The organism is Spiroplasma endosymbiont of Polydrusus pterygomalis (genome assembly GCF_964030825.1).
Lineage (GTDB): Bacteria > Bacillota_I > Bacilli_A > Mycoplasmatales > VBWQ01 > Spiroplasma_E.
Window position 1 is genome coordinate 235,200 of sequence record NZ_OZ034964.1, and the last position, 25,111, is coordinate 260,310.

Sequence of the window (25,111 nt, forward strand, 5' to 3'; positions counted from 1 at the left end):
AAATAAAAAAATACTTAATTATAAGTATTTTTTTATTTATATATGATTATCCTTTGTTACGATTACGATCGTCACGGTCACGTTTGTTAAATCCACCACTGTTTGCTCAACCAGAATCACCACGGTCAGAACGTGGTCTAAAATGTCCACGGTCAGAAGAATTTCTGTCTCCTTGTGTTCTTGCTCCACGTTCGGCAAAACGTTTTTCACGTTCTTCTGTGATTTTTACAAGTGTTGTTAAACTTGCATTAATAGTAATTACTGTTTCTTTTAAAACTTTAATTTCCTCTAATAATGCTGCGATTGTTTGATTGTTTTCCATTAACAATGCCTCTTCTTTCTGGCGCCTAATTGATAAATCGGATAATAATATCTGATATAATGAAAATTAATAAGCACTCAATTAAGTATAGCATTAAAAATAAAATTGTATAGTATATAGTGACATATTTTCTTATTAGTAGTAAAAATATAATTAATTATTTTCGGTAAAATTATGTTACTAGACTAATACTTTTAAATTTAAAAGTACGAATACCTTGAAAATCAATTAAGTTTTCAATATTAATGGCAGTAATAATAAAATGATATGTTTTATTATTAATTTTGTATACAAAATCATATTTTAGATTAACTGTTTCAATAGTATTAGTAGTACTTTTAGTCATAGTAATATTATAGGTATTAGCTATTTTTTTATTGATACCTGTTGTATTATCAGCATCAAAATAAGCATTATAATTATCTTTAATTCATTTATTATTATTAGCAGTAATAATATCAGCAATTCCTAATTTACGATTTTCATCAGTAGTACCAAGCATTAAATTTAAAATTTTATTTAGTTCACTGTCTTGTTGTAACATAGTTTTTTGTAAAATATCAAGTATTGACCCTGAAGTAAAAATTGGAAAGTCTGGATTCTCTTTATTAACATGCCCTCCTAATGATTGATATAATTCGTCAATATCAGAAGATGTGACATCAGATTGTTTAATGATATTTTTTAAAACAACAATAGTATCATTTTTGAGGATTACTAAAAGACCTGTTTCATTATTAAGCAAGAAGGTTTTTAATTTTTCCAAGTCAATATTAATACCTTCATTATTTGGATATTGTTTTGAAATTTCAGTTAGCAAATCAACAACATCATTAATAGTACTTTTAACACTATCGTTATTAATAGCTTCTATAATTGGGTTAATTAAAAGATCGGGAGAAAGTAAGTTAGCAAAAAGGGCACCCATAGATGTTGTTATGCTAAGTATATTATATGTTATTTTTACTTTAACATCATAAAGAAATGTATCAAAGCCAGGATTATCTGTTGGTGGTCTACCGAATGCTATTTTCAGTATTTCTTTTAATTTATCTGGATTATTAAGTAAAGATTTTATAGTATTAGTAATATTAAGTAAATTGTAACTACCTGTCGTTGGATTTGAAGGATAACCATTGCCAATTGTTAAATATTTAACACCTTCGGTAATATCTGGCATCTCTAATATTCATTTTTTAATAACTGGAATTAGCGCTTCAACAATTATGAGGATGTAACGTGGGTTAGTAGTTAAGAAAGGAACATATTGAAGAATATCAACTAAAAATGCTTTAACATCAAAGTATGTACCTTTGATATGTTCTTCAATAATTTCCCCTAAATAACGTGGATTTTTATTTTTTTCGCCAACAATATCATGATCTTTACTTATTTTTCAAAATAAATAGTTAATTAAAGTTCCACCATGATATAAATCATAATCTTCTTTTGCTTTTCATTCTGTTACTTTGTGGCTAGGAACAAGGATACTTGGATCTAGTTTTCATGTTGTACCATCATTTCAAGCACTGTAAGGCTGGTCACTATCATCTTTTCAATTAGTCATAAAAGTAGTTAATTCTTCAAGATTATTTGGAGTTGTTACTTGATTATCAGATCAACTACCATTAATTAAATTGTTAAAAATATTATTAAGTGGTGTTAAAAAGTTAGGACCATAATTATTAATTAGATTAATAAGTAATTGTAAGGCAGCTGGTTTATCACTTAAATCTCCCTGCAGTGTTTTTAAGAAAGTAGAAATCGGATTGAAACCAGTACCTTTTATGATATTTACTAATTCTCGATTGCTCATAATTGATATTGTTCAAACATAACTAAGATTAGAAAAAATGTTATTAATATTCTTTTTACTATTAATATCTTTAGTTAATTGTCCTGTTCCTGAAGCTTTAAAAAATTCATCAGGATTAAAACCTTTAATATCAATATTGCCATTTTCTCCCCAACGTGATTGCAAATCACCTCAATTATCTAAAGTAGTATTTTTAGTTAAATTATTAATACTACTATTTTTAATTTGTCCCATAATATCATCATTAGTACTATTAGTGTCACTATCTAATTCTTTTGACATCACCATACTTTTAATCAAGGCTGATGTTTGATCAGCAAAACTTTTAGCAATACTATTAGTTACCCGATTAATATAAAAATTAAAAGTACAAGCTGATAAAGGCAAAATAGTAGCACTAGCTATTAAAACAATTCCCAATTTAGTAAAATTCTTTTTCATATTAATTCTCCTTACAGAAATAAAGTGTTATTTTCGTTAGTTTTATTTTACTAAATTTAATACTTTTAACTTTAAAAATAATTAAACTTGCTGTCTAAAATTGTATCATTAGTTGTTTTAAATTAAAAATTTATTTAACTAAAATAGTTTAAATATGATAATATATCAAGCAGAGAAAAAAGATTACATTTTACAGTATTAAATTTAGCAATGATATATTATTTATTTTAAAATTATCCAATGATTAATTTTGTATAGGTGTGATATTATTAATTAATATTGGAACTTAATAATTACAATTAAATGCAAAATTTTAATTTAAGAAATTAGGGAGATCTATAATGGCAAGGTTAAATAAACGTAAAAAATCGAATAATAAAGTAATTACTAATCAGAAACCAAAGAAGAGTTTATTTGCAAATGCCTTATTATTAAAACAAACTTTAGTTGCTACTTGAAAAAGCAAATTACAATTAGTCATTTTATTATTACTTACTGCTTTTGCAACTTCTATGGTTACTGGCAGTTGAATTTCTTATACTAGAATGATTGAAGGTAGTAATCAATTAGGATTAAATGATCTTAAGTTTGACTCTGTTTTATCTTATTCACCAGCTCCCCAAGGGATTAAACAAATTGCTAATCAAGCTTTTAGTTTAAGGTTAGGTAGATTTTATGTACAAACTAAAGATAGTAAAAGTATTAAAGCACTTTATTTTGATGATACCAGAATTGGTAAGAGACAAGAAATTTTACCAATTACTAAAAACGATATAATTATTGATTATATTCGTGATAGCATAACAGGTAATATTACTGGAGTTAATAGTATAAATTGGACCAATGATAATAATCCTTTAACTTTTAATTTAGAAAATAATAATGTTAAAGCAAGCCTTTATGGTCAATTATTATTAAAAGCAACTAGTGCTACTAATCAAAATTTAAAAAATCATTTTATTGCTGCTGCTACTGATTTATATCGTGATATTTTTTTAAAAAAAACAGCACCTAATATTCTTACATCAATTACTACTTTTATTAAAGTATGAGTTGCTAAAAATTTAACAGATAGTATTTTAAAAGAACATGATAATGATAAAGTTACTACTTGAATTTTAGAAAATAAAATAAATTTTAGTAGTGATACTAATGATGAAACAATTCCTGATGATGTTAATTTACAAGATACAACAGCAAGAAACCATCTTTTTACTAAATTAGTTAAGATAACTGATCTTGATCCACGATTAAGTAATGATTTTGGTATGAATGGTCAATGAATGAGAATTTATCGTAATTTTGATCAATCAGAAACTGATAGTAATGTTTTTACTAATTTTACTAATGGTACTATTGGTTATAGTTCGCCTTTTAATTATAATGTAATTAGTGATGGTACCGAAAGAGATCAATTTTCTATATATTTAATTAGAGCAGCAGCAGCACTACAAATGCGTGATTTATATGTTCGTAATCAATTTGTTGCTAGTGCTGGTATTGTTAATAATGTTAAAGTTAATGTTAAAGTTGTTAATATGGGCTTATCTAATGCTTTAAATCATACTAATTTAACAGTATTTGAAGGTGTTGCACCAACAAGCAGTAATGAAATAGTTATTACACCACAATATGCAAGAAAAAATAATGGTAATAAAGCATATCGACCTGGTGATCACATTAGCATTAATGGTACTGATTTTATTGTTAGTGGTATTGGTGGTGATGCTTATGATATTTATCCAACAATTAATGATTTCGATCCAATTCCTAACACACGAACTGAATTTATTGCTTATGTTACACCTTCAGCATGAAATGGTGAAAATTGATATCAAAGTTCAGATAAAACTGATAATACTTTAATATATTTTACCCCATGAAGTAGTGTTCTTAAAAATAGTATTCATGAGTTTGATATTGATTTATTTAATGATTTTTTTCAAAAAACAATATTTAGTACCAATGGAGAAAATGATTTATATCAATATGATTATGATAAGTATTTGGTTGATAAATATACAGATAAAGATTTGGGAAAATCTTATGAATATACGATTAATCCAAATCCTGTAGTGACAAGTAGTAATAGTCAATTTCAAATTTATAATAGTAAAAAATCAATATTTGATTGATCAATAAATGCTTTTTTATATGCAGTAATAGCAGGAGTAATATTTTTATTATTAGTTGTGATTTTTATGACTACGCTAATTGTTAAAAAAGCAATTCAACAAGGTCAAGTTTCAATGGGAATTTTAAAATCAATCGGTTATAAAACATGACAAATCACGATTTCTTATTTAGCCTATCCATTATTAACTTTATTAATTGCGATTCCAATCGGTTGAATTGTTGGACTGGCAATTCAGGTTTATTTAACTGAAATTTTTAATACTTTATTTGTTTTACCATATAATGTTTTTAATTTTAATGTTGTGCCATTATTTATTTCAATTGCTTTAATTATTGGTTTTATTACAATTGTTACTTTATTAACTGCATTTCGTCTTTTAAAAAGTGATCCGTTATCTTTAATTAAAAAAGATAGTGATTTAGCATTAGGTGTTGTCAAGGGTAAAAAAAGTAGTAAGTTTTTACAAAATAATTTTCGTCTTCGTTTTTTATTATCATTATCAAAAACTAGTTGAAAAAAAATTCTAGTTACTTCAGGAGTGATTACTTTAGCTTCACTGTCAATTGTTGCAACAACATTAGTTCCTGCTACTATTAGTAGTTTAAAAACTAATTATTTTAAAACCCAAAAGTATAAAAATTATTATGAATATCAAACACCAATGCCTAATATGCCGATGAGTAAATATGGGTTATATTCATGAACTTTTTTCGATCGGCCAGATGGTGAACTATATTATCCAAGTTATGGTGCTATGCCATGACCTGAAGATAAAATTATTTATGATAAGACTGCTAATGCACGAGTTGGTTGATATAATCCATTATTTTTTAAAAAAATTGATGAGACTAATAATAATTTTGATAAAATCTTTATTTTTGATTCAACTTTTGCTGAAAGTCAAAAAGATGATTTTTTTAAAAAAATGTCAGCTTATTATCAAAAACAGGCAACAGGAACATTAGATCTTAATGATTTGGTTTGATCATACAGTTGGCTTGGTGGTAAGGCTTTTAGTAATCAACTAATAACTGATTTAAGTAAAGAAGATAATACATCAGGAAAAATGTTTTCATATAATATTATTAATTTTGCCAGTGGTCAATTACCTAATATTTTGCAAGTTCCTAATCCAGGAGTGCCACCTGGTCCAGAAGCAATCAAAGAAATTTTAAAACAAGTATTACCTGGCTTTGTTCGTCAAAGTATTGATAATTTACCAAGAAAAAATCCAAAAGAAGACCCTTATGATTATTTTAGTATTGGTCACAATACTATCGCTTTCAATCCTAAGAGTGTTAATAATGGTGATATTAATGGTTCAGATGAGGAATTAGTAACCCAATTTAAAGTTGGTGTTGAAGATCAAGCAATTGCCAAAAAAGGACTTATGGATGTTATTGGTATTAATCCTAATACTGCCATGCTAATATTAAAAGATAAGGAAATAAATGATTTAAAGTATAGTGATACTGCTAATACTATTCCAATTGTTATTAATCACGCTTTCCAATCTAAGTTTGGATTACGTGTTGGTTCTGAGTTTAGTGGTGTACCACAAGTAAATACTTTAAGTTATAAGAATACTGCTGGTAAGAGTGTCCCTTTACCAAAAGAAAATTGATATTATGGTAAAACTCCACCACCAACTATTTCTACTACAGCAAATGGTGGTATTTGATCAAAAAATGGAACAAAATGAAATTATCGTGGTGATCAAGAAATTAAGTTAGCAGCTATTAATAATGCTAATAATGCTATTGATGATGAATATACTGATATCCATGGTACTAGATATAATGGCATGTATGATGCTAATGGTAAGCCAATTATTAATGATATTCCTAGTACTTGAAATAATGTTAATGATATTTGATTAAGATTACCTGATGATATTAGTCTTAATGCTAAGCAGGGTAAAATTCCAACAGCTGATAATAATTCAACTATTGATTTTGATTTGCAACATATTTCAGATCCAACTAAAAAATGAATTAAACCTTTTTCATATGATTTAGTTCCTGCATATCCTGAATTTGATTCTAATGATCCATTAAGTATTTTATTAAGTCGTCCCGCAGAATGATTTATGGGTATGGTTAATAATGGAATTTTAACTAAAGAAAATAATATTAATGCTGAAACTTTACAAACAGATATTAAAGAAAATATGCCAACATGATGACAAAATATTACTGGTGATTCTAATCCACTTCATAAATATCAAGTAATAGGAATTCAAGATTCTTATGATAAACCAAAAGCTTACATTGATCAAAAATGAGCTAATAAGATCATGGGTTATAGTTATGTTAACAATGATCCTTATTATCAAGGAACTGATATCTTACAATGATTTAATGGTAAATTAAGTGCTAATGCTAATGTTTTTGATTTAATTGGTAGAAAGAGTTTTAAATCAAATTTAGATGATTATACAATGTATGCAACTACTAATTTAAGTGGTAATAAAAATATTGAAATGGTAAAGTCTAATGATTTATTATCAAGGCAACAAGCAATGATTAATAAGATGTCAGATATTGCTTTTAGTGCTAGTGTTTTATTTATTGTGACAACTATTATTTGTTCAATCTTAATTGTTATTATGATTACTGATTTGTTTACTAATCAATTTCGTCGTTTTATGGCTCATATGAAAGCAGAAGGTTATACTAATTGAGAAATTAATTCTTTTACTTTAGGTATTTTTACTCCTTGATCATTACTTGGTTATATTGTTGGAGTTACTTTAGGATTCCTTGCTATTTATGGTTTAATTACTATTCTTACTAATTTTGTTGGTGTGGCCTTACCATTTACCATAACATGATGAATATTACCAGTAAGTTTTGCGATAATTGGTGGTATCTATATCTCAACCTTTATTATTAATAATAAAGAGTTAAATAAAATGAATTTAATTGAATTATTAAAATCTGATGAATAACATCACAATAAAAAGTGTTGCTAAAATAATATTTATTGTTATATTAACAAGTTAATAAAAAAAATGTATACTTTACTTAAAAACTTAATATAGGTTTTTAATTCATTGCTTTTTAATAAAAAGCAACTGGGTTTTTTATTTTGAAAGGATAATTAAATGAAAGATACAAAAAAAGATTTACAACAAGAAATAGAAATTTTTGAAAATGAAATTATGAAATTAGATGAAGAAATAAAAAATATAGTTTTAAAAATAAAACCTTTACATCAAAAATTAGAGTTAGCTTTAAATAAACAATTAGCAATTAAAAAATATAGTTTTAGAAATATAATTAGTTTTGGATTATTTAATTTCGTTAAAAAGAAAAAAATTAATCAAGAAATTAGTAATTTAAGGAGACAAATTAATCATTTTGATGATAAGAAATCACAAATAAAAACTAAAATAATTGAAAATTATAAAACAATATTTAAAGAAACGAGAGATGTGTCTGTTAAAACTGATAATTTTGCTAAAATTTTAACAGATGTGTCTGTTAAAACTGATAATGTTAATAACAAACAAAGAATAAATACTATTTAAAATTTATATGCTTTTAAATAGTATTCACAAAATAAAAATTTTTAATTAGAGATTTTTTTAAATCAATTTTTATAAACTATAAAGTAATTTTAACTTGGAAAATTTTTATTTGATAATGACAAGTTTATTTTTATTATATTTTTCTTAGTTAAAATTAACGAAAAAATTATTAATCATATTTTAATTTTATTAAAATTAAAGCATTAATGTTATAAATAACTAACTATTTATTGATATAATAACTAATGTAGGTGAAAGTATGACATTTTTTAAAAATTTAAAAACTAAATTATTTGGTCAAAAGACAACTAAATATGAACAAGGACTTAAAAAGTCACGAACATTATTCGCATCAAAAATTAAAGCATTAGCAGCACGTTATCATCAGCTTGATGAAGAATATTTTGAAGAATTAACAGAAGTATTAATTTTAGCTGATGTTGGCTATAAAATGGCAGCAACTATTACAGATGAAATTCGTCATGAAGCTAAAATTCAAAAATTAACAAAACCAAAAGATATTAATGATATTATTATTGACAAAATGTTTGTCATTTATACTGATGGTCAATTAGTTTCAACAAGATTAAATTTTACTAAAAATAATATTAGTTTATTTTTAATTGTTGGTGTTAATGGTAATGGTAAAACAACATCTGCTGCTAAATTAGCTGCTAAATTAAAAGAACAGGGAAAAAAACCATTTTTAATTGCTGCTGATACTTTTCGTGCTGGTGCTGTTGAACAATTACAAATTTGAGCACAAAGAATTGATATTCCTTGTCATTTAGGAACAGCAAAGCAAGACCCAGCTAGTGTTGTTTATGCTGGAATTGAAGCTGCTAAAACGCAAGAATGTGATGTTATTATTGTTGATACAGCAGGTAGATTAGAAAATAAAGTTAATTTAATGCAAGAGTTAAAAAAAAATAATAAAATTATTAGTCAAAAATTAGGACATAAAGCTAATGAAACATTGTTAGTAATTGATGGAACAACAGGTCAAAACGGTATTAATCAGGCTCAAGAATTTATGAAAATTGTGCCATTAACTGGTATTATCTTAACAAAGATGGATGGCACTGCTAAGGGTGGTATTATTCTTGCTATTAAAGAGGAGTTAAATATTCCTGTTAAATTAATGGGTTTTGGTGAAGGAATAAATGATTTAGAAGAATTTGATTTAGATAAGTATATTTTTAGTTTAACAAGTGATCTATTTACGGAGCATGAACATGAATAGTTTAGAAAAACAAGTTTTATATTATAGTTTATTTACTTTTTATAATCCCTTATTAACAACAAAACAAAAACAATATTTTACAAATTATTTTATTGAAAACTTATCTTTACAAGAAATTGCTGATTTACAAAAAGTATCACGAACAGCTATCCATGATAGTTTACAAAAAGTTATTAGTTTATTAAATGAATATGAAAAGAAGTTACATCTTTATCAAAAATATAAGCAACGAAAAGTAATATATGAAAAATATGCAGAAAAATATAATTTTATTAAAATTTTACAAGAAATTGATAAAATAGAATAAATAAAGCAGGTGGAAGTTAATGAAAATTTTAATAATTGGTGATATCTACAGCATTGTTGGCAGGCAAATGGTTAAATATTGGATTAGTAAAATAAAAAAAGAATATGAAAATGAATTTAAGATTGATTTAATTATTGCTAATGGTGAAAATACTACTCATGGTAAATCATTATGTAAAAAACATTATGAAGAATTAAAAAATATTGGTATTGACATTATTACTACTGGTAATCATATTTTTGGTCATCCTGATGTTGCCAAATATATTAGTGTAACACCAGATTTATTACGACCTTTAAATTATAATCCTTATCATCCAGGTCATGGTACAATTTTAATTAAGGTTGGTAATAAGAAAGTACGGGTAACAAATTTAATTGGTCGCACTTTCATGGATAAATCTGATAATCCCTATTTTGCTCTTGAACAACTTATTAAGTTTGATAAACAAAATACAGAAGAACAAAGTGATATTCATATTATTGATTTTCATGCTGAAGCAACAGCGGAAAAATTATCTTTTGCTTGAAATTTTGATGGTCAAGTTACTTGTGTAGTTGGAACACATACTCATGTGCAAACCGCAGATAATCGACTATTACCAAAAGGTACTGCTTTTATTACTGATATTGGCATGACGGGTCCATTTTATTCAATTATTGGTGCTAAGGCCGAAGAAGTTATTATTCGTGATAAAAAAAGTATGCCAGCAAAATTTAGTCCAGCTGATGGTGAAGGTCAATTTTCAGCTGTCTTATTAACTATTGATGATGAAACAAATAAAGCCAAAAAAATTGAACGTATTTTTATTCATCCACAAGCGCCTAATTTTAAAATTTATCAATAGTTATAATTAGGAAGGAATTAGTTTTACTATGATATGAAATAACCTTAATTTTTTTACTAATAATAATGGTCTATATTCAATTTTAATTAGTATTAGTATATTAATAATTTTATTAACTTTGAGACTTTTGGTAATAGCAAAAATTAAAGATAACGTTAATGTTCAGCAGGCTGCTGAAATGCGAGAAAAAGTAATTATTTTACGTGATGGTTATCAAGTAAAATTATTTAAACAAATGATTGACAAAAGTACAGTGATTATTATTGGTGTTCATGGTTTGCAAGGACAAAAAGATGATTTTAAATTATTAAGCTCTTTTTGTAAAAAATCGCAATTATCTTTAATTAGTTATGATCGCAGGGGTATTGGTAAAAATGAACAAGATTGAAAATTTAAGTCATTAGCTGTTGATATTAATGACTTAAAAGATGTGATAAGTGCTGTCAAAACTAAATATCCCAATCAAAAAATTATTGTTTGTGGTGAGTCATTAGGTGCTGCTATTGCTAGTTATGCTACCAATAATAATGATCAAGTGTCAGCATTAATCATTAGTAATTTAGTTACCAAAAAAAATCTTTATCAATTTTCACTAAATTTTATTATTCGTTTTTGTTTTGCTTTTATTTTTAATAGTAATATTCAAATGCCAATTTATATTGAAAGTAAAGATATTTCTAGTAATAGTGCTCATATTACTAATATGAATCAAAGATATAGTAATCGGCAAAATTGATCATTACGTTTTTTAATGCAATTTAAAAAAATTAATAAAAAGAGTGTTATGATAATTAGTAATTCCAAACTTGCAACCTTAATTTTACAAAGTGCTGATGATGTATTTAGTGATTTTCATCAACTTAAAATTAATAAAAAGTATTGAAAAAAGCATCATAGTTATGTTTTTATTTTTGATGGTAAACATGCATTAATTAATGAACCTAATATTAAAGATATCTTTAATAATCAAATTATGCCATGAATTACTAAAAATATTTTACTTGAGAAAGGTTAAAAAATATGAAATTAATACCTAATTTTACTCATCCACTCTTTACTAGTGAGTCAGTTGCTCCTGGCCATCCCGATAAAATTTGTGATCAAATTGCTGATGCAATTTTAGATGCTTTTTTAAAACAAGATCGACATGCTAAAGTAGCTTGTGAAGTTTTTATTACAACAAACTTTGTCTTAATTGGTGGTGAAGTTCATAGTCATGCCCAAGTTGATTATCAAAATATTGCACGAAAAGTTATTACTGAAATTGGTTATATCAATGATGAAATTGGATTTAATGGCTTTACTTGCGAAGTTAAAGTTTTAATTCATGAGCAATCACCTGATATTTTACAAGGAATTGATTTAAAAAATCACCAAATTGGTGCTGGTGATCAAGGAATTATGTTTGGTTATGCATGTCAACAAACACCAGAATATATGCCATTAGCAATTGTTTTAGCTCATGATTTAATTAAAAGAGCTAATAAATTACGGCAAGAAAAAAAGTTTAAACATGCTTTGCTTGATATGAAAGCCCAGGTTACCATTGATCAAGAAGATGCTAAAAATTTAAAAATACATACTATTTTAATGAGTATTCAACATCAAGCAAATTATGATGAAAAACAATTTAAACAATTTATTCATGAGGAAATTATGCAATATGTAGCTAGTAAATATGGTTTAAATCTTGATTTTAAATATTTAATTAATCCAACTGGTAAGTTTGTGATTGGTGGACCTGCTGGTGATACAGGGTTAACAGGAAGAAAATTAATGGTTGATACTTATGGTGGTGCTGCTTGTCATGGTGGCGGTGCTTTTTCGGGAAAAGATCCGACAAAAGTTGACAGAACCGGTGCTTATTATGCTAGATATATTGCTAAAAATATTGTTGCTGCTAATTTAGCAAAGATTTGTGAAGTACAACTAGCATATGCTATTGGTACTCCTGAACCAATTGCAATATTTGTTAATACTCATCAAACTATTGTTCCGGGTTTAACAGAAGCAAAATTAATAGAAATTATTTATCAAGTTTTTGATTGTGCTGCTAGTGCGATGATTAATAAACTAGAGTTATTAAAACAAAATTATCAACAATTAGCAACTTATGGTCATTTTGGTCGAAATGATTTACAATTACCTTGGGAGAAATTGGATAGAGTTAGTTTGTTAAAAGATTTTTTACCAAAGAAATAAGATAGGAGTTATATTTATGTTTTTAGAAGTAATAGCTACATCTTTGCAAGATATTGAAAAAATTAATAAGTCTGAGGCTAATCAAGTTGAACTTTGTACTGCTATGGAATTTGGTGGTTATACTCCAAGGTATGAATTAATTGCTGAGGCATGTAAACTTTCATTAAAGCCAGTAATGGTTATGGTTAGAAATAATAATAGGTTTAACGTTACTGATAGTGATTTTGAAGTTTTTAAAAAAGATATTGCGTTTATTAAAACAACCCATGCATCTGGCATTGTTTGTGGTATCTTAACTGAAGATAATAGTGTTGATATTGAAAGAATGAGCGAAATTATTAAAATAGCAAAACCATTAAAGGTAACTTTTCATCGTGTTTTTGATGAAATTACTAATAAAAAACAAGCCTTACAACAATTAGTTAAATTAGGTGTGACAACAGTTTTAACTAGTGGTGGTAAAAACAATATTATCAATAATATTAATAATTTTAAAATGTTAAAAAAATTAAAATTACCAATAAGAATACTTGCTGGTGGTGGTGTTAATTTAGAAAATATTAATATTTTATTAACAAATGGTATTAATGATATTCATGTTGGAAAATGTGTTCATGAAAATAATAGTTTTGCTAATCAAATTAATTATCAAATAATTAATAAAATAAAACATATGGATAAAAAATAAAATTTATTTTATCTTCAAAAATGATAACTTTAGTTATTATTAACAAAATAGTATCATATCTTTGATTTTTAATTATTTAGTATCCTTAGTTATAATAATTTAATAATATCAAAATTTCAATTTTAGGAGATAAAAGTTTAACTATATTTAAATCATCTTTAATATTTTGTATCGTTTTTCTTTTTGAACATGTTTCTTTGTCTTCCTTTTAAAATAAAAATCTGTTAATTTATTAAACAAATATATAAGGGCTTTGCTTTCTAATTACTTTGTAATTAAAACAAAAGTAATATTTTTTGGTGAATTTAATGGTTTATAGCCACTGGTTGATTAGTTTATTTATTTGCATTAACAATATCTGAATTAAAATTATTTTGATTTTATTTATTACTATTTTCAATTTGATTATCTTTCATTTTCTGATAAATGTTAAATAAATATTCTTTTTTAAAGTCACTATATTCTTTTCTTTTAACTTTATTTAATGTTAAAAATTTTTTTAATTATTTTTTTAAAAACTTATTGTTATTATTGCTTCTTTTATTTTTTCATTTTCTAAATTTATTTTTAATTGTTGCAAAGATAGGTTTTGCTAAAAAAGATAAAATGGGAGTAGTTATCATTATTCACGGTATTACTGGAATAGAAATTACCAAAATGATAATAGGAGTTATAAAAATTAATGATATAGCTATTATAAATAGATGATTAAAAGAACGTCTAGTATGATCAATAAATGTTCAATTGATATTTATAAAGTCAGCTCTATTAATTCTTGACTTTTATTCATTTGTGGTTTTAAATCTTCTTTTAAAATATTGAAAAATTTAACATTTTCAATTAATTCTTTTTCATAATTAATATTTTCTTTAATTTCATTTTTTTAATAAAGTTTCATAAGTTGCTAATTCAATAATATTTTTTTGTCAATATAAATAATTTTAGAAAAAGTCCCTATTTAAAAGGGACTACGTATTGGGATTTTTAGGGTTTGATTTGAATTAGTGTTTTTCTTTAAATTATATTTGTTTTAATTTGTTTTTTTGTTCTATAAATAATAAATTAAGAACAATTTAATTATACACTTTTATTCAATATTTTAACACTTATTTTCGTAAAAAAAGATTAAATTTGTTATTAAATTTGTATTGTAAAATAGTTATAATTCATATATTATTAACTTAAAATCTTTATTGATTTTGAATTAATGATGTATTTAAAGGAGATAAATAAAACATGAAGAGTTTAATAAAATTATTATCAATTTTAGCAATATCATCCCCAATACCATTAACTATTTTTGGTTGTGATAATAAAAAAGAAACACAAAAAGTAGACTTAGAAATATTAACTCAAAAATTAAATGATAAAGTTTCAAAATTATCAACAAACATTCCTGCCAAAATTAATAAAAAAAATAAAGAATTAGATCGATTAATAAATAGGGCAATAAAAGATTTGAATTTAAGTTCAAATTTAGTAAAACCTCAAATTAAGTATTTTAATGATGAACAATGCAAAAATGATATAAGTAATCAGCCACAAAAAACAGGTAATTTGTATACGATTATTTCTGCAGATGTTAATGATGGAAGTTATCAGGGTTCAACAAAGCCAATTAAAATAAATTTAACAGAAAACTCTACTAAAATTAATTTAAACACTATTACTAAATTAAGTGGAATTGATATTATTGCTAATCCAAGTAAAACTTATAAGCAATTAATTAGTAATATAAATAATTTTAATGAATTTAAGTTAATGCCATTGGCTGTTGGTTATCAACTTCAGTTTTATAGTGAAAATAACAAGGATATAACAAATGATAAACAAGAACTTGAAAATGTATCTAAAATTATTGTTAAAATAACTAGTAGTTTTGATGATGAAAATTATCAAGGTTCCACTAACATTGATTTAACTAATCAAACAATTATTACCGATCAAGATATGCAAAATTATTTTGCTAAGGTAACGGTACCATTAGCGAATTTTATACCACAAAATCCTGCAACTCATGCTACAAAAGATAAAAAACAAGCAGTTGACAATGTTATAAGAAGTTTAAAAGCAATTCAAAAAAAATATGAGTCAATGACTAAATCAATCTTAAGTGGTATATATCAAGAAAAAATTGATTTAACTAAGCTTAGAAATGAAAATGAAATTTATGATACAAATCAGCAACTAGTAGCTAATAATTGATTTGAAAAACCAGCATCAAGAAAAGAAGCAACCGTATTAATTTTTTATGGTAATACAGAAAAGGGTTATTTTTTTCCTATCTGAATAGATATAACTTAATTATTAACTAAAATTAATGAAAAAGAATAGGTTATAAGTTAAAGTTAAAACTCCCCTCAATTAAGAAGGGAGTTTTAACTTATAAATTTATATTGAATGTTTAATATTGAGTTGTTTAAAGGGGTTGGTAATGAAGGTAATTGTTTTATTTTTTATCTTTAAAATTTTGATGTTTATAAAATATTCTATTTTCAATGCTTGCAATACGAGCAGTTGTTTCACCAATATTAATATTATTTAATGCTTCATCAATTGCATAAATTTTTGCATCTAAATTATCTAGATGATGTAAAATTTCAGCTTCAATTGTTTTTGGTAAAACAGGTGAGCCATATTCATATTTACCATGACTTGCTAAAATTAAATGTTGTAATAAAACTATAATTTCTTCTTCTAAATTAATATCTAATTCTTTACAAGCAAGTGTAACTTGCATAGCACCTAACGAAATGTGACCAATCATTTTCCCTGATAATGTATATGAGCTAATTGGATTATTATCTAATTCAATTAGTTTTCCATAATCATGCATAATAATTCCCGCATATAATAATTCATTATTAATGTTACGATCATTATAAAGTGCAATTACTTGTTTTGCCATTCTTAACATTGTTACTGAGTGTCATAATAAACCACTTTGGACAGCATGATGCATTTTAACTGCTGCTGGTCATTTTTTGTAATCATCAATATTTTTTTTATTAAAACATTGAATTAATACTTTTTTTAAAATTGGGTTTTTGAATTCCTTTATTGTTTGACTAATTTCAGTTCATGCTTCAATAATGTTAATTGGTGCTTGTGTAAGTAATAAATCATAATATTCACTAGGATTATTAATAATACTTCAACTATTAATTTTTAGTTGGATTTCATTATTATAATTAATGCTATTTGCTTCAATTTTAATAACTTGTCCTGTTGTTAATTGAGCGATGGTTTCTTTATTTACATCTCAAATTCTTGCTGAAATTGTTCCCGTTTTATCTTGTAATTGTAAATTTAAATAGTTAGTATTATTAGAAGCAACACCTTGAATTACACGATTAATAATTACTACTAAACTTAAAACATTATTAGGTTTGATATCTTTAATTACTGTCATTATTTTTCCTTCCTTTCTATCATTTTACCTCTTTGATATTTAAATATTTAGTAGCTAATTCTTGATACATATTTCTCATTTTTAATTGTCCAGCAGCAAGAGTTTTATCGATACAAACGAAATAAAACTTAATTTTTGGCTCAGTACCGCTAGGTCTAACAGCAAATCATGAACCATCAGTAAAGTAAAATTTTAATAAATTTTGTGATGGCATACCATGTAAACCAGTTTGATAGTCTTCAACTTTAGTAATATTAATATTATTAAGAGTTGTTAGTTTACTAGTTCTTAATGTTTCTAACATATTATTAATTGTTGCTTCTCCTTCTATTCCTTTTAAAACAAGATTAACAGTATAACAATAATAATATCCAAATTTTTGATAAATAGTTTCTAAAACATCCACTAATGTTTGTTGTGACTTTTGGTAATATCAAGCTGCCTCTGCTGCTACTATTGCTGATTGAATACCATCTTTATCACGAGTAATATCTTTAATAACATAACCATATGCTTCTTCAAAACCAAAAACAAAGTTAATATTGCGTGTTTTTTCTTTTAACATTTCTGCACCAATTCATTTAAAGCCAGTTAATGTTTTAATGATTTGGCATCCATATGATTTAGCAATCATATCAGATAAATTTGAGGTAACAAAAGTATTATACATAACTGGATTTTTTGGCATAGTGTTATTACGTTGATAATGACTTAATAAATATTCTAATAGTATTGGTGCTGTTTCATTACCTGTTAATAAAACATAATTATTATTATTATTATGTTTTACAGCAATTCCAATGCGATCAGCATCAGGATCATTTAAAATAATTAATGGTGCATCATGTTTTTTGGCATATTTAATTGCTAAATCAAATGTTGCTTTTACTTCAGGATTAGGTGATACTACGCCTTTAAAATCAGGGTCATAATTAGCTTGTTCCGTTACTAAAATAACTTCATAACCACATTCTTCTAAAATTGGTTTAACTCATTGCCGACTAGTACCATGTAAATTAGAAAAGATAATTTTAAAGTTACGATTTTTAACTTGTGGATAAAATTGTAAACTTTTAATATCGTTACGATAATTATTTTCTATGGTAGTTGGGACTTCTTTAATCAAGGCAGCATCATAATCGAATGTTAATTGGAAATCATCAGATAATTGTTTCATATTATCACTAATTATATTAGTAACATTAGGAAGAAATTGACAACCATATTGATCATAAATTTTATAACCATTATATTCTGGAGGATTATGACTGGCAGTAATAACAATTCCAGCAATTGCACTGACTTTTCTAATACTATATGAAAGTATTGGAGTTGGTCTTAATTCGTTATTTTTAAATAAAAAAGCAGGAATTTTATGTTTAGCTAACGTTTTTGCTGTTAACATTGCAAATTCTGCTGAAAAATGACGATTATCATGAGCGATAACAACGCCACGAAGTAAATCTTGTTGAGAAAAAACAGATTTTAAATGTTGAATAAATGCAACAGTTGCTTTCATAATAGTAATTTCATTAATTCTGCCAGTACCAACTCCAATAATACCACGCATGCCAGCTGTCCCAAATTCTAGAGTTGTAGCAAAAGCTTCATCAATTTCATTTTTAGACATTGTTATTAATTGTTTTTTTAAATATTTTGGTAAATTTTTTTGTTTTCAAATTTGATATGTGTTTAATATCTTCATTATTATTAACTCCTTTATAATAAAAAAAATAGGTTTATAGGTAAATGATACTATAAAATAAAAAGAAAATAAATTTTAGTAGTTAATAAGGATAAAACTTTAACTAAAAAATAAAAAAGAGGTAATAGTAAATAATTCAAATATTAATTTAAATAATTTATTAGTTTTAATATTTTCGTATTTATAAATTTCAATTTAACTGATTTACTATTATTAATTGCTAATAGTTTTTATTAGCAATTATTCCATTAATATTTCAGCAAGCGAAATAGTTATTGGTAATGCTGGTTTTTTATGTTTTATTGGTGTTGTTATAATATTTTTTAAATTTTTATTATTAGGTATAATATCTGCTTTTAAAATAAAAGTCTTTTTGTTTTAATGAATAAAAAACTTATATTAATTTGAAGTATATCAGATTATGTTACTTGTTATTAAAGTTATAGTTTTAGTAGGTTTATTGCAACTATAATTATTTATATTTTTGGTAGAATTGATTTATATTGGCTTGTTGCAGGTTGATTATATAAATCAATATCATTTATTTTATTTTTAAAATATTCTAAAGCATTAGTTGCTTTTTATATACTATTACTAATTTTTTTTGATTAATATTTTTAAAATAATTTTTTCCTTTTTTATTATTTTTTTGTTTAGTTTTAAAATGATTACTAATTATTTGTGCTTTTTGTTTCTGATTTGAAAATTTAATATCTTTATTATACTTATTTAGTATTTTTTGTTTTGATTTTTTATCAAAATAGTGCCGATAACCAATTCCATCATCATATCCAAAATATGTTACTTTTCAACATTTTTTTCTAATATCATTAAAAATATCTAGTAAGTCAATATTTAACATATTATTTGTATTTACTTCATCTTTTAAAGCAGTCAACTATTGAATATTTGTAATTAATTGAATTTTATCTTATTCATCTTCTGAAATTTCACATTTATTTAGTAACGTTTTATTTATATTTTGCTTAATCAATTATAAAATTTGGTAGATCGTTTTTGCTAACAGTTTTTAACTGTCTCTTGTCAATTACTATTTTTTCATTATTATTTTCATCACTTTCCTTTATCTAAGATGAAAATTCATTATTTTATTTTAAAATAAGATAATGAGTTAAAAACTTATATTAAGTTTGTATATTAATTTTAAGCACTTCCTTAAAGTGTAAATTTATTTTTTCAAATATTATTCAATTTATCGAAATTAACAAATTTAATATCATTTTCATAAATATTTTTTTGAAATATTATATTGATTAAAATTATTTATAAAAATATATTAAGTGTTAAAAATAATGTTTATTAAATATTATTTTTTTTGTGTTATTATTTACTTATAATTTAATAATTGTTTATTCCTAATGTAGAAATTTATCTATGTTAGGTTTTTATTAAATTAAAAATTTTACAGAAAAGGTAAAAAATTAAAAGAAATACCTAAAGAAAATTGAATTAAATAAAACAAAAAAATAAAAAACTAGCTAGAATTTAGCAAATGATTGAAAATATTTGTGTAATTCCTTGGTATTATGAAGTTTAGATAGAAGCAAAAGTGAAATTAATTTAATAAATGAAACTGAAATTCCAAGCAATGAATATCATTTTTCAAAGAAAAAAATAATTTCATGATAATTATAAATAAAGATTGCAAATGCAATCTTTATTTATCTTTTAATTTTATAATTTAAAAATTAAAAAAATACTATAACTTAAAAATACCACGTTAATGTTAATAAATAATTTTTTAATAATATATAAGAATTTTAAAGTTATTAAATATTTTATTGATTTTACTTGGAATTTATTGTAAATGAGTTACAATTGTATTAAAGTTTTAAAGGAACTTTGGAACAAAATATTTTGGTTTTTTATAAGCCTCATTTAAATTTTTTATATTTAAATTAGGTTTTTTGTTTTATTATATCATTTAAAGGAGTGAGAAATATGAAATCACAATTTTATAGAGATGGAATAATTTATTATGCAATGAATTTAGAAAAATGAGCAAATGTTGAAAATAAAACTTACTTTATAAAATATCATGATGTGATTCTAAAATTAACTGATATCATTAATTGTTATGATTTAAAAAATATTTCTGAAGTAAAAGTTTATAAGTTCTTAGCAGATGCTTTTAATAGTAGAATTTTGAAAGAAGTAGGTGATAACTAATGACAAAAAAAAATTTAGAAAAAACTATTAATTTAGAAGAAAGCACAAAAAATAAACTGGAATATTTAACAGCTTTAGCAGAAAGAACTGTTGGCATGTCTTTAGAAAGTTGTCCAATAAAATGATCAGTAATTAATAATTGTGATTGTGAAGGTAATATTGATAAAACAGTGCCAAAAAATAAGGGTCCTAAAATATAAAATATTATAAAATAAAAAAAGGCGTATTAATTACGGCTTTTATTTTTTATATGGAGCGGGTGATGGGAATCGAACCCACGTCTTCAGCTTGGAAGGCTGTAATAATACCATTATACGACACCCGCAGTTATGTTAGTTACCATGTATTTATATCATATTATTAAAATCAAAGTCAACTATTTTTATGAAACAAGTTGAAAAATAAATATTTTTAATCGATGTTACTATTTATTTTTCTTCTTTTTAAAAAATAGTTTTTTTCAAGAAAGAAATAAGAAATAATGACAAAGATAAGTGCACTGATAGTTAAAAAATGAGCAATTAATCACATAATTCAAAATTTATTAAGATTTAAGCTAAAAAGAAAAGTTGTAGATAATATAGTAATAATTAACGCTAATATTAAAAATACTAGTAAAATTTGTTTTTTATTAGTGACTCATACTGGCATAATAAAAATAAACAAAATGATACTAGTAATTGGTCAAATCATAATTTCAATTGAAGTATGCATAATTTTGGCAACCAGTGAAGTTTGTGATTTAGGAAAAAAATTATTAGTCATAAACATTAATCAAACTAAAAATAAAAATAATGAAGCAATTGTTAGTATTATTTTACTAATTAGTAAAATTTGTTTTAGTTTATTTTTTTCCATTGTCACCACCTATTTAATAAAAGTTATTTATCATTTGTCTTTAGTTTCAAGTGATAAAAACCAAATTGTACTATTTTAATATAAGTATACTAAAATACTTTGTAAAATAAATTAATTTTAATAAAAGTTGTAGTTAGTTAGAAGTTATGATTCTTCTCTTTTTGCTTTTTTTTGTTTTTTATTATGACTTTTAAAGTCCATTATTACAAAGAAAATAAAGAAACCAATAATACTAACTAAAGAAATTACCATTAAAATAATCGCTCCAACATTCATATTTTTAACCTCTTTCACTTTTTGTTTTTATTTTAAATAGTTTATTAAAACCATTATGAATATTTTTATGATAAGTTAAGATAAATGTTAATATTAAAACTAAACCGATACCAAGCGTTAATCCAATAGTAACATAGATAAAAGTAGCATTGATAGCGTTAATAATAAAATCATAGATGCCAGTACCAATATTAATTAAAATTAAAATTGGAGCAATAATTAAAATTACTATTTTATACCCTTGATTTCATTTCATTCATGAATTTTCATTATTATATAACTTTAATGTATCATATAATTTTCAACCATAAGGTCCAATCGCAATTAATAAAATAAACCCAATTATTAATAATCAAATTTGGGCAACTCAGATTGCTAATCCATTAAATAATGCTGGTGAATTATCAAAAGTAAATAACACTGATACTACCATTGCTCCTATTAATGATAAAGCAAGTGCTGTTTTTCGTTTTAAATGAATTTCATACTCTAAACCATTTACCATTGATTCAACTTGACCAATTAACGAAGTCATACCAGCAAAGAAAAGTGTGACAAAAAATAATACTGCCAAGACATTTCCTAAGATGGGAACTTGATTATTAATAATGCCAAAGAGTTGAGGTATTACTTGAAAAATTAAAGCAGGACCTTCTTGAAAGACATCTGTAATGTTAGTTTTACCTTGATCTTGTGCAATAGCCCCCATTGAACTAAAAACAATGATTGCTGTTAATATGCCAATAACACTAGTACCAAATGCGACAACAAAAGCTTGGTTAGTACTATCTTGTTTTTCAGGAGCATGAGCTGCATAGATATAGATAGTGCCAGTACATGTTGATAACATAAAGAATGATTGCCCAAAAGCATCTTTTCATAATCCAGGATTTAATAATTGTTTAACATCTAAATCAAACATGACATTTAATCCAAATTTAGCACCTGATAAAGTGCTAGTATAAATTGCTAAAATAATAATCATTAAAAATAAAAAAGGAATCATAATTTTATTTGCAATATCAATCCCTTTTCCAACACCACCTAGTAAAATAATACCTAAAATAATTCATGTACCAATTGTTGCTAGCAGTACCATTCAATTTAAGCTACCTAAGCTATGTAAACTACCAATATCTTGGTTATTTGTTTGATGCAAAATTTCTTGATAAAAATAAGAACCATTATTTAAATTAGATGTAAAGCTAATAATAATATTGATTAGCGTTCAACTTACTAAAACACTATAATAAGTACTTAGTAGAATAACGGTGGTTGAATGTAATCAGGAAAAAAAAGCACCCTTTTTGCCTCCAATTTCACTAAAAAATTCAATATGATTTTTACGATATTTGTTACCAATTATCATCTCAATAAATAGTACAGGAATTGCACAAATGATCATACATATTAAAAAAGGAATTAGGAAGCTACCATGATGTTTATACATTTGAGTTGGAAATCCTCAAATACCACCCAATCCTACTGCTGCTCCCGTTACTGATAATAAAAAGCCTAATTTTGAAATATTTAAACGTTGTTTTTTCATAATTAATAATGTCCTCCTTTATAACTCTTAATTATACAAAAAAAATATCTTATTAAAACTAATTTGAGTAAATAAAATTTTTCTATTGTTTTAATTAATAATATTTTTTGGTGAAAAATAATTTATTATCTTTTATTTTATTAATAAATAATACAATAGAGAAATAAAAAAATATCAATAGTATTTGTAAATTTTGCAATATCAATATTGATTTGATATAGATATTACTTTTATTTATTTAATATAGCGTTATAATACAAACAGTAATAAGTCTAGAGTGGAGTTAAGCTCATATTAAGGATTGTAATTCTTAAAATGGGCTTTTTTTGCATTAATTTTATTACTTTTTTAAACTATTTTAGAAAGGATGAAACTGTATGAATTCATCACCATTAATAAGTCGTTCTTCTTCAGAACAAATATTAACAAATAGTACTGATAATAAAAGTAAAATAGTATCTTATCTAAGCGATGGATTATTCGTCGCTGGTAATTCAATGGTAACTACTGGTAATTATTTATTAAATAAAGTTGGATTATTACCTTTAGCACCAGCATTATGTTTTATAATTGATGGAGGAATTAATTCAAAAATTGCTCTTACTAATTTAATATTACGATATCAAAATAAAAATAATAAAATTGTTAATGCTGTCTCAGCAGTGGTAAGTTCATTAGCAACAACAATATCTTTATCAACTGCTATCCCTTTAATTAATTGATCACCAGAGGTAATGCCGGTCAGAGATGCTTTTATTACAGCAGCAGCAGCTTCAGGGTTAAATACTATTATCGTAACATCCCAAATGATTAAAGATTGTTGTTTATCAGATAATGATGAAGAAAATACAGCAAATCAGCAACCAACTTTATGCCAGAAAATAGTTAATATAGCAACAAGTTCATTGCCACTAGTTACAATTGCTAGTACTATTACTGGTGTTAGCTTTTTTGCTTATAATAAACTAAGTAATCCTAATAACGATGATGATAAGTCATTTTTTGATAAAGAATCAACAGCTTTTTATTTAACAATAGGTGGTTTAGCAGTAGATGCTTTTGGTTTATCTATAAAAACTGTAAATGAATGGAAAAATTGATGTGTAAATACAACAACTGATGAGCTTGATTTAGAAAATGGTGCTGCTAACTATAACTATATTATAATTTCTGCTTCATCATCAACATCATCTTTAACTTCTAGTGAAGAAGATATTAATGGTGATGAACAATACTTAGCATCAACTTCAGCAACTGACAATCATCCTGATAGTAAACCATTTAATGATGAAGAAATAGAAGATGTTAATCATGAAGAAGAATGTTGACATAATCAACAATTATTTAGAGCACCTATATCACTTAGACATTCATTTTAAACAAAAATTATAAAATAATAAAAAGGTATTCTTTTAAGAATACCTTTTTATACTAATTATTATTAATTAATGAATGGTGCCCAGAGCGGGACTCGAACCCGCATGATTTCTCGGTAGATTTTGAGTCTACTGCGTCTGCCATTTCGCCATCTGGGCAATTCAATTACTTACTTATAAAAAATGAGGAGTAGTTCCTCGTCATTAATA

Annotated in this window: 21 protein-coding genes and 2 tRNA genes; 13 read left to right on the forward strand and 10 right to left on the reverse strand. The window is 24.7% G+C overall.

All coding sequences use genetic code 4. The features are described from left to right. Positions 1-46: 46 nt before the first annotated feature. Both ACQH25_RS01135 and ACQH25_RS01140 read right to left on the reverse strand, forming a co-directional pair. The gene (locus tag ACQH25_RS01135; protein ID WP_425381451.1) at positions 47-322 is read right to left on the reverse strand and encodes a hypothetical protein; all 276 of its coding nucleotides are present in this window, start codon (positions 320-322) and stop codon (positions 47-49) included. A gap of 172 nt (positions 323-494) precedes the next feature. Further along, positions 495-2,579 carry a hypothetical protein gene (locus ACQH25_RS01140; RefSeq protein WP_425381452.1) on the reverse strand — a complete coding sequence of 695 codons (2,085 nt, stop codon included), beginning with the start codon at positions 2,577-2,579 and terminating at the stop codon, positions 495-497. Between the two features lie 341 nt (positions 2,580-2,920). Between ACQH25_RS01140 and ACQH25_RS01145 the strand changes: the two genes are divergently transcribed. From ACQH25_RS01145 to ACQH25_RS01190, 10 genes are all read left to right on the forward strand, one after another. Then, the gene (locus tag ACQH25_RS01145) at positions 2,921-7,666 is read left to right on the forward strand and encodes an FtsX-like permease family protein (RefSeq protein WP_425381453.1); all 4,746 of its coding nucleotides are present in this window, start codon (positions 2,921-2,923) and stop codon (positions 7,664-7,666) included. 156 nt (positions 7,667-7,822) lie between these two features. Continuing rightward, complete coding sequence (locus ACQH25_RS01150) at positions 7,823-8,248, forward strand: hypothetical protein (RefSeq protein ID WP_425381454.1); 426 nt, start codon at positions 7,823-7,825, stop codon at positions 8,246-8,248. A 259-nt stretch (positions 8,249-8,507) separates the two neighbouring features. Next, the gene (gene ftsY, locus ACQH25_RS01155; protein WP_425381455.1) at positions 8,508-9,491 is read left to right on the forward strand and encodes a signal recognition particle-docking protein FtsY; all 984 of its coding nucleotides are present in this window, start codon (positions 8,508-8,510) and stop codon (positions 9,489-9,491) included. Next, the gene (gene ylxM / locus ACQH25_RS01160) at positions 9,484-9,798 is read left to right on the forward strand and encodes a YlxM family DNA-binding protein (protein ID WP_425381456.1); all 315 of its coding nucleotides are present in this window, start codon (positions 9,484-9,486) and stop codon (positions 9,796-9,798) included. Before ftsY ends, ylxM begins: the two co-directional genes overlap by 8 nt. Before the next feature lie 19 nt (positions 9,799-9,817). Beyond that, on the forward strand, positions 9,818-10,645 hold the full coding sequence (locus tag ACQH25_RS01165) for a TIGR00282 family metallophosphoesterase (RefSeq protein WP_425381457.1): 828 nt from the start codon (positions 9,818-9,820) through the stop codon (positions 10,643-10,645). Positions 10,646-10,673: 28 nt separating this feature from the next. Further along, complete coding sequence (locus tag ACQH25_RS01170) at positions 10,674-11,660, forward strand: serine aminopeptidase domain-containing protein (RefSeq protein ID WP_425381458.1); 987 nt, start codon at positions 10,674-10,676, stop codon at positions 11,658-11,660. 11 nt (positions 11,661-11,671) lie between these two features. Beyond that, complete coding sequence (gene metK / locus ACQH25_RS01175) at positions 11,672-12,847, forward strand: methionine adenosyltransferase (protein ID WP_425381835.1); 1,176 nt, start codon at positions 11,672-11,674, stop codon at positions 12,845-12,847. A gap of 16 nt (positions 12,848-12,863) precedes the next feature. Continuing rightward, positions 12,864-13,535: a copper homeostasis protein CutC gene (locus ACQH25_RS01180; protein ID WP_425381459.1), complete on the forward strand. Its 672-nt coding sequence runs from the start codon at positions 12,864-12,866 to the stop codon at positions 13,533-13,535. 426 nt (positions 13,536-13,961) lie between these two features. Further along, positions 13,962-14,366 carry a hypothetical protein gene (locus tag ACQH25_RS01185; protein ID WP_425381460.1) on the forward strand — a complete coding sequence of 135 codons (405 nt, stop codon included), beginning with the start codon at positions 13,962-13,964 and terminating at the stop codon, positions 14,364-14,366. A 405-nt stretch (positions 14,367-14,771) separates the two neighbouring features. Continuing rightward, complete coding sequence (locus ACQH25_RS01190) at positions 14,772-15,839, forward strand: hypothetical protein (protein ID WP_425381461.1); 1,068 nt, start codon at positions 14,772-14,774, stop codon at positions 15,837-15,839. Between the two features lie 145 nt (positions 15,840-15,984). Here ACQH25_RS01190 and ACQH25_RS01195 read toward each other — a convergent pair whose 3' ends face one another. From ACQH25_RS01195 to ACQH25_RS01205, 3 genes are all read right to left on the reverse strand, one after another. Then, complete coding sequence (locus tag ACQH25_RS01195; protein WP_425381462.1) at positions 15,985-16,947, reverse strand: 3'-5' exoribonuclease YhaM family protein; 963 nt, start codon at positions 16,945-16,947, stop codon at positions 15,985-15,987. Positions 16,948-16,963: 16 nt separating this feature from the next. After that, complete coding sequence (locus ACQH25_RS01200) at positions 16,964-18,652, reverse strand: phospho-sugar mutase (RefSeq protein ID WP_425381463.1); 1,689 nt, start codon at positions 18,650-18,652, stop codon at positions 16,964-16,966. A 562-nt stretch (positions 18,653-19,214) separates the two neighbouring features. Then, on the reverse strand, positions 19,215-19,514 hold the full coding sequence (locus ACQH25_RS01205) for a hypothetical protein (protein WP_425381464.1): 300 nt from the start codon (positions 19,512-19,514) through the stop codon (positions 19,215-19,217). Positions 19,515-20,614: 1,100 nt separating this feature from the next. Here ACQH25_RS01205 and ACQH25_RS01210 point away from each other — a divergent pair. Both ACQH25_RS01210 and ACQH25_RS01215 read left to right on the forward strand, forming a co-directional pair. After that, positions 20,615-20,842 carry a hypothetical protein gene (locus ACQH25_RS01210; RefSeq protein WP_174481002.1) on the forward strand — a complete coding sequence of 76 codons (228 nt, stop codon included), beginning with the start codon at positions 20,615-20,617 and terminating at the stop codon, positions 20,840-20,842. Next, positions 20,842-21,042 carry a hypothetical protein gene (locus tag ACQH25_RS01215; protein WP_425381465.1) on the forward strand — a complete coding sequence of 67 codons (201 nt, stop codon included), beginning with the start codon at positions 20,842-20,844 and terminating at the stop codon, positions 21,040-21,042. Before ACQH25_RS01210 ends, ACQH25_RS01215 begins: the two co-directional genes overlap by 1 nt. 51 nt (positions 21,043-21,093) lie before the next feature. Here ACQH25_RS01215 and ACQH25_RS01220 read toward each other — a convergent pair. The 4 genes from ACQH25_RS01220 to ACQH25_RS01235 all read right to left on the reverse strand — a co-directional run bounded on the left by ACQH25_RS01220 (position 21,094) and on the right by ACQH25_RS01235 (position 23,525). After that, positions 21,094-21,167 (reverse strand) — tRNA-Gly (locus tag ACQH25_RS01220). A gap of 86 nt (positions 21,168-21,253) precedes the next feature. Then, complete coding sequence (locus ACQH25_RS01225; RefSeq protein WP_425381466.1) at positions 21,254-21,700, reverse strand: hypothetical protein; 447 nt, start codon at positions 21,698-21,700, stop codon at positions 21,254-21,256. 144 nt (positions 21,701-21,844) lie between these two features. Further along, positions 21,845-21,976: a hypothetical protein gene (locus ACQH25_RS01230; protein WP_425381467.1), complete on the reverse strand. Its 132-nt coding sequence runs from the start codon at positions 21,974-21,976 to the stop codon at positions 21,845-21,847. A 4-nt stretch (positions 21,977-21,980) separates the two neighbouring features. Then, a complete protein-coding gene (locus tag ACQH25_RS01235; RefSeq protein ID WP_425381468.1) occupies positions 21,981-23,525 on the reverse strand; it encodes a sodium-dependent transporter in 1,545 nt (514 codons plus the stop codon). A 377-nt stretch (positions 23,526-23,902) separates the two neighbouring features. Here ACQH25_RS01235 and ACQH25_RS01240 point away from each other — a divergent pair, with 377 nt between their 5' ends. Further along, positions 23,903-24,904: a hypothetical protein gene (locus ACQH25_RS01240; RefSeq protein WP_425381469.1), complete on the forward strand. Its 1,002-nt coding sequence runs from the start codon at positions 23,903-23,905 to the stop codon at positions 24,902-24,904. A 74-nt stretch (positions 24,905-24,978) separates the two neighbouring features. On the opposite strand, the gene ACQH25_RS01245 is transcribed toward ACQH25_RS01240, so the two are convergent. Further along, a tRNA-Leu gene (locus tag ACQH25_RS01245) sits at positions 24,979-25,060 on the reverse strand. Positions 25,061-25,111: the final 51 nt, after the last annotated feature.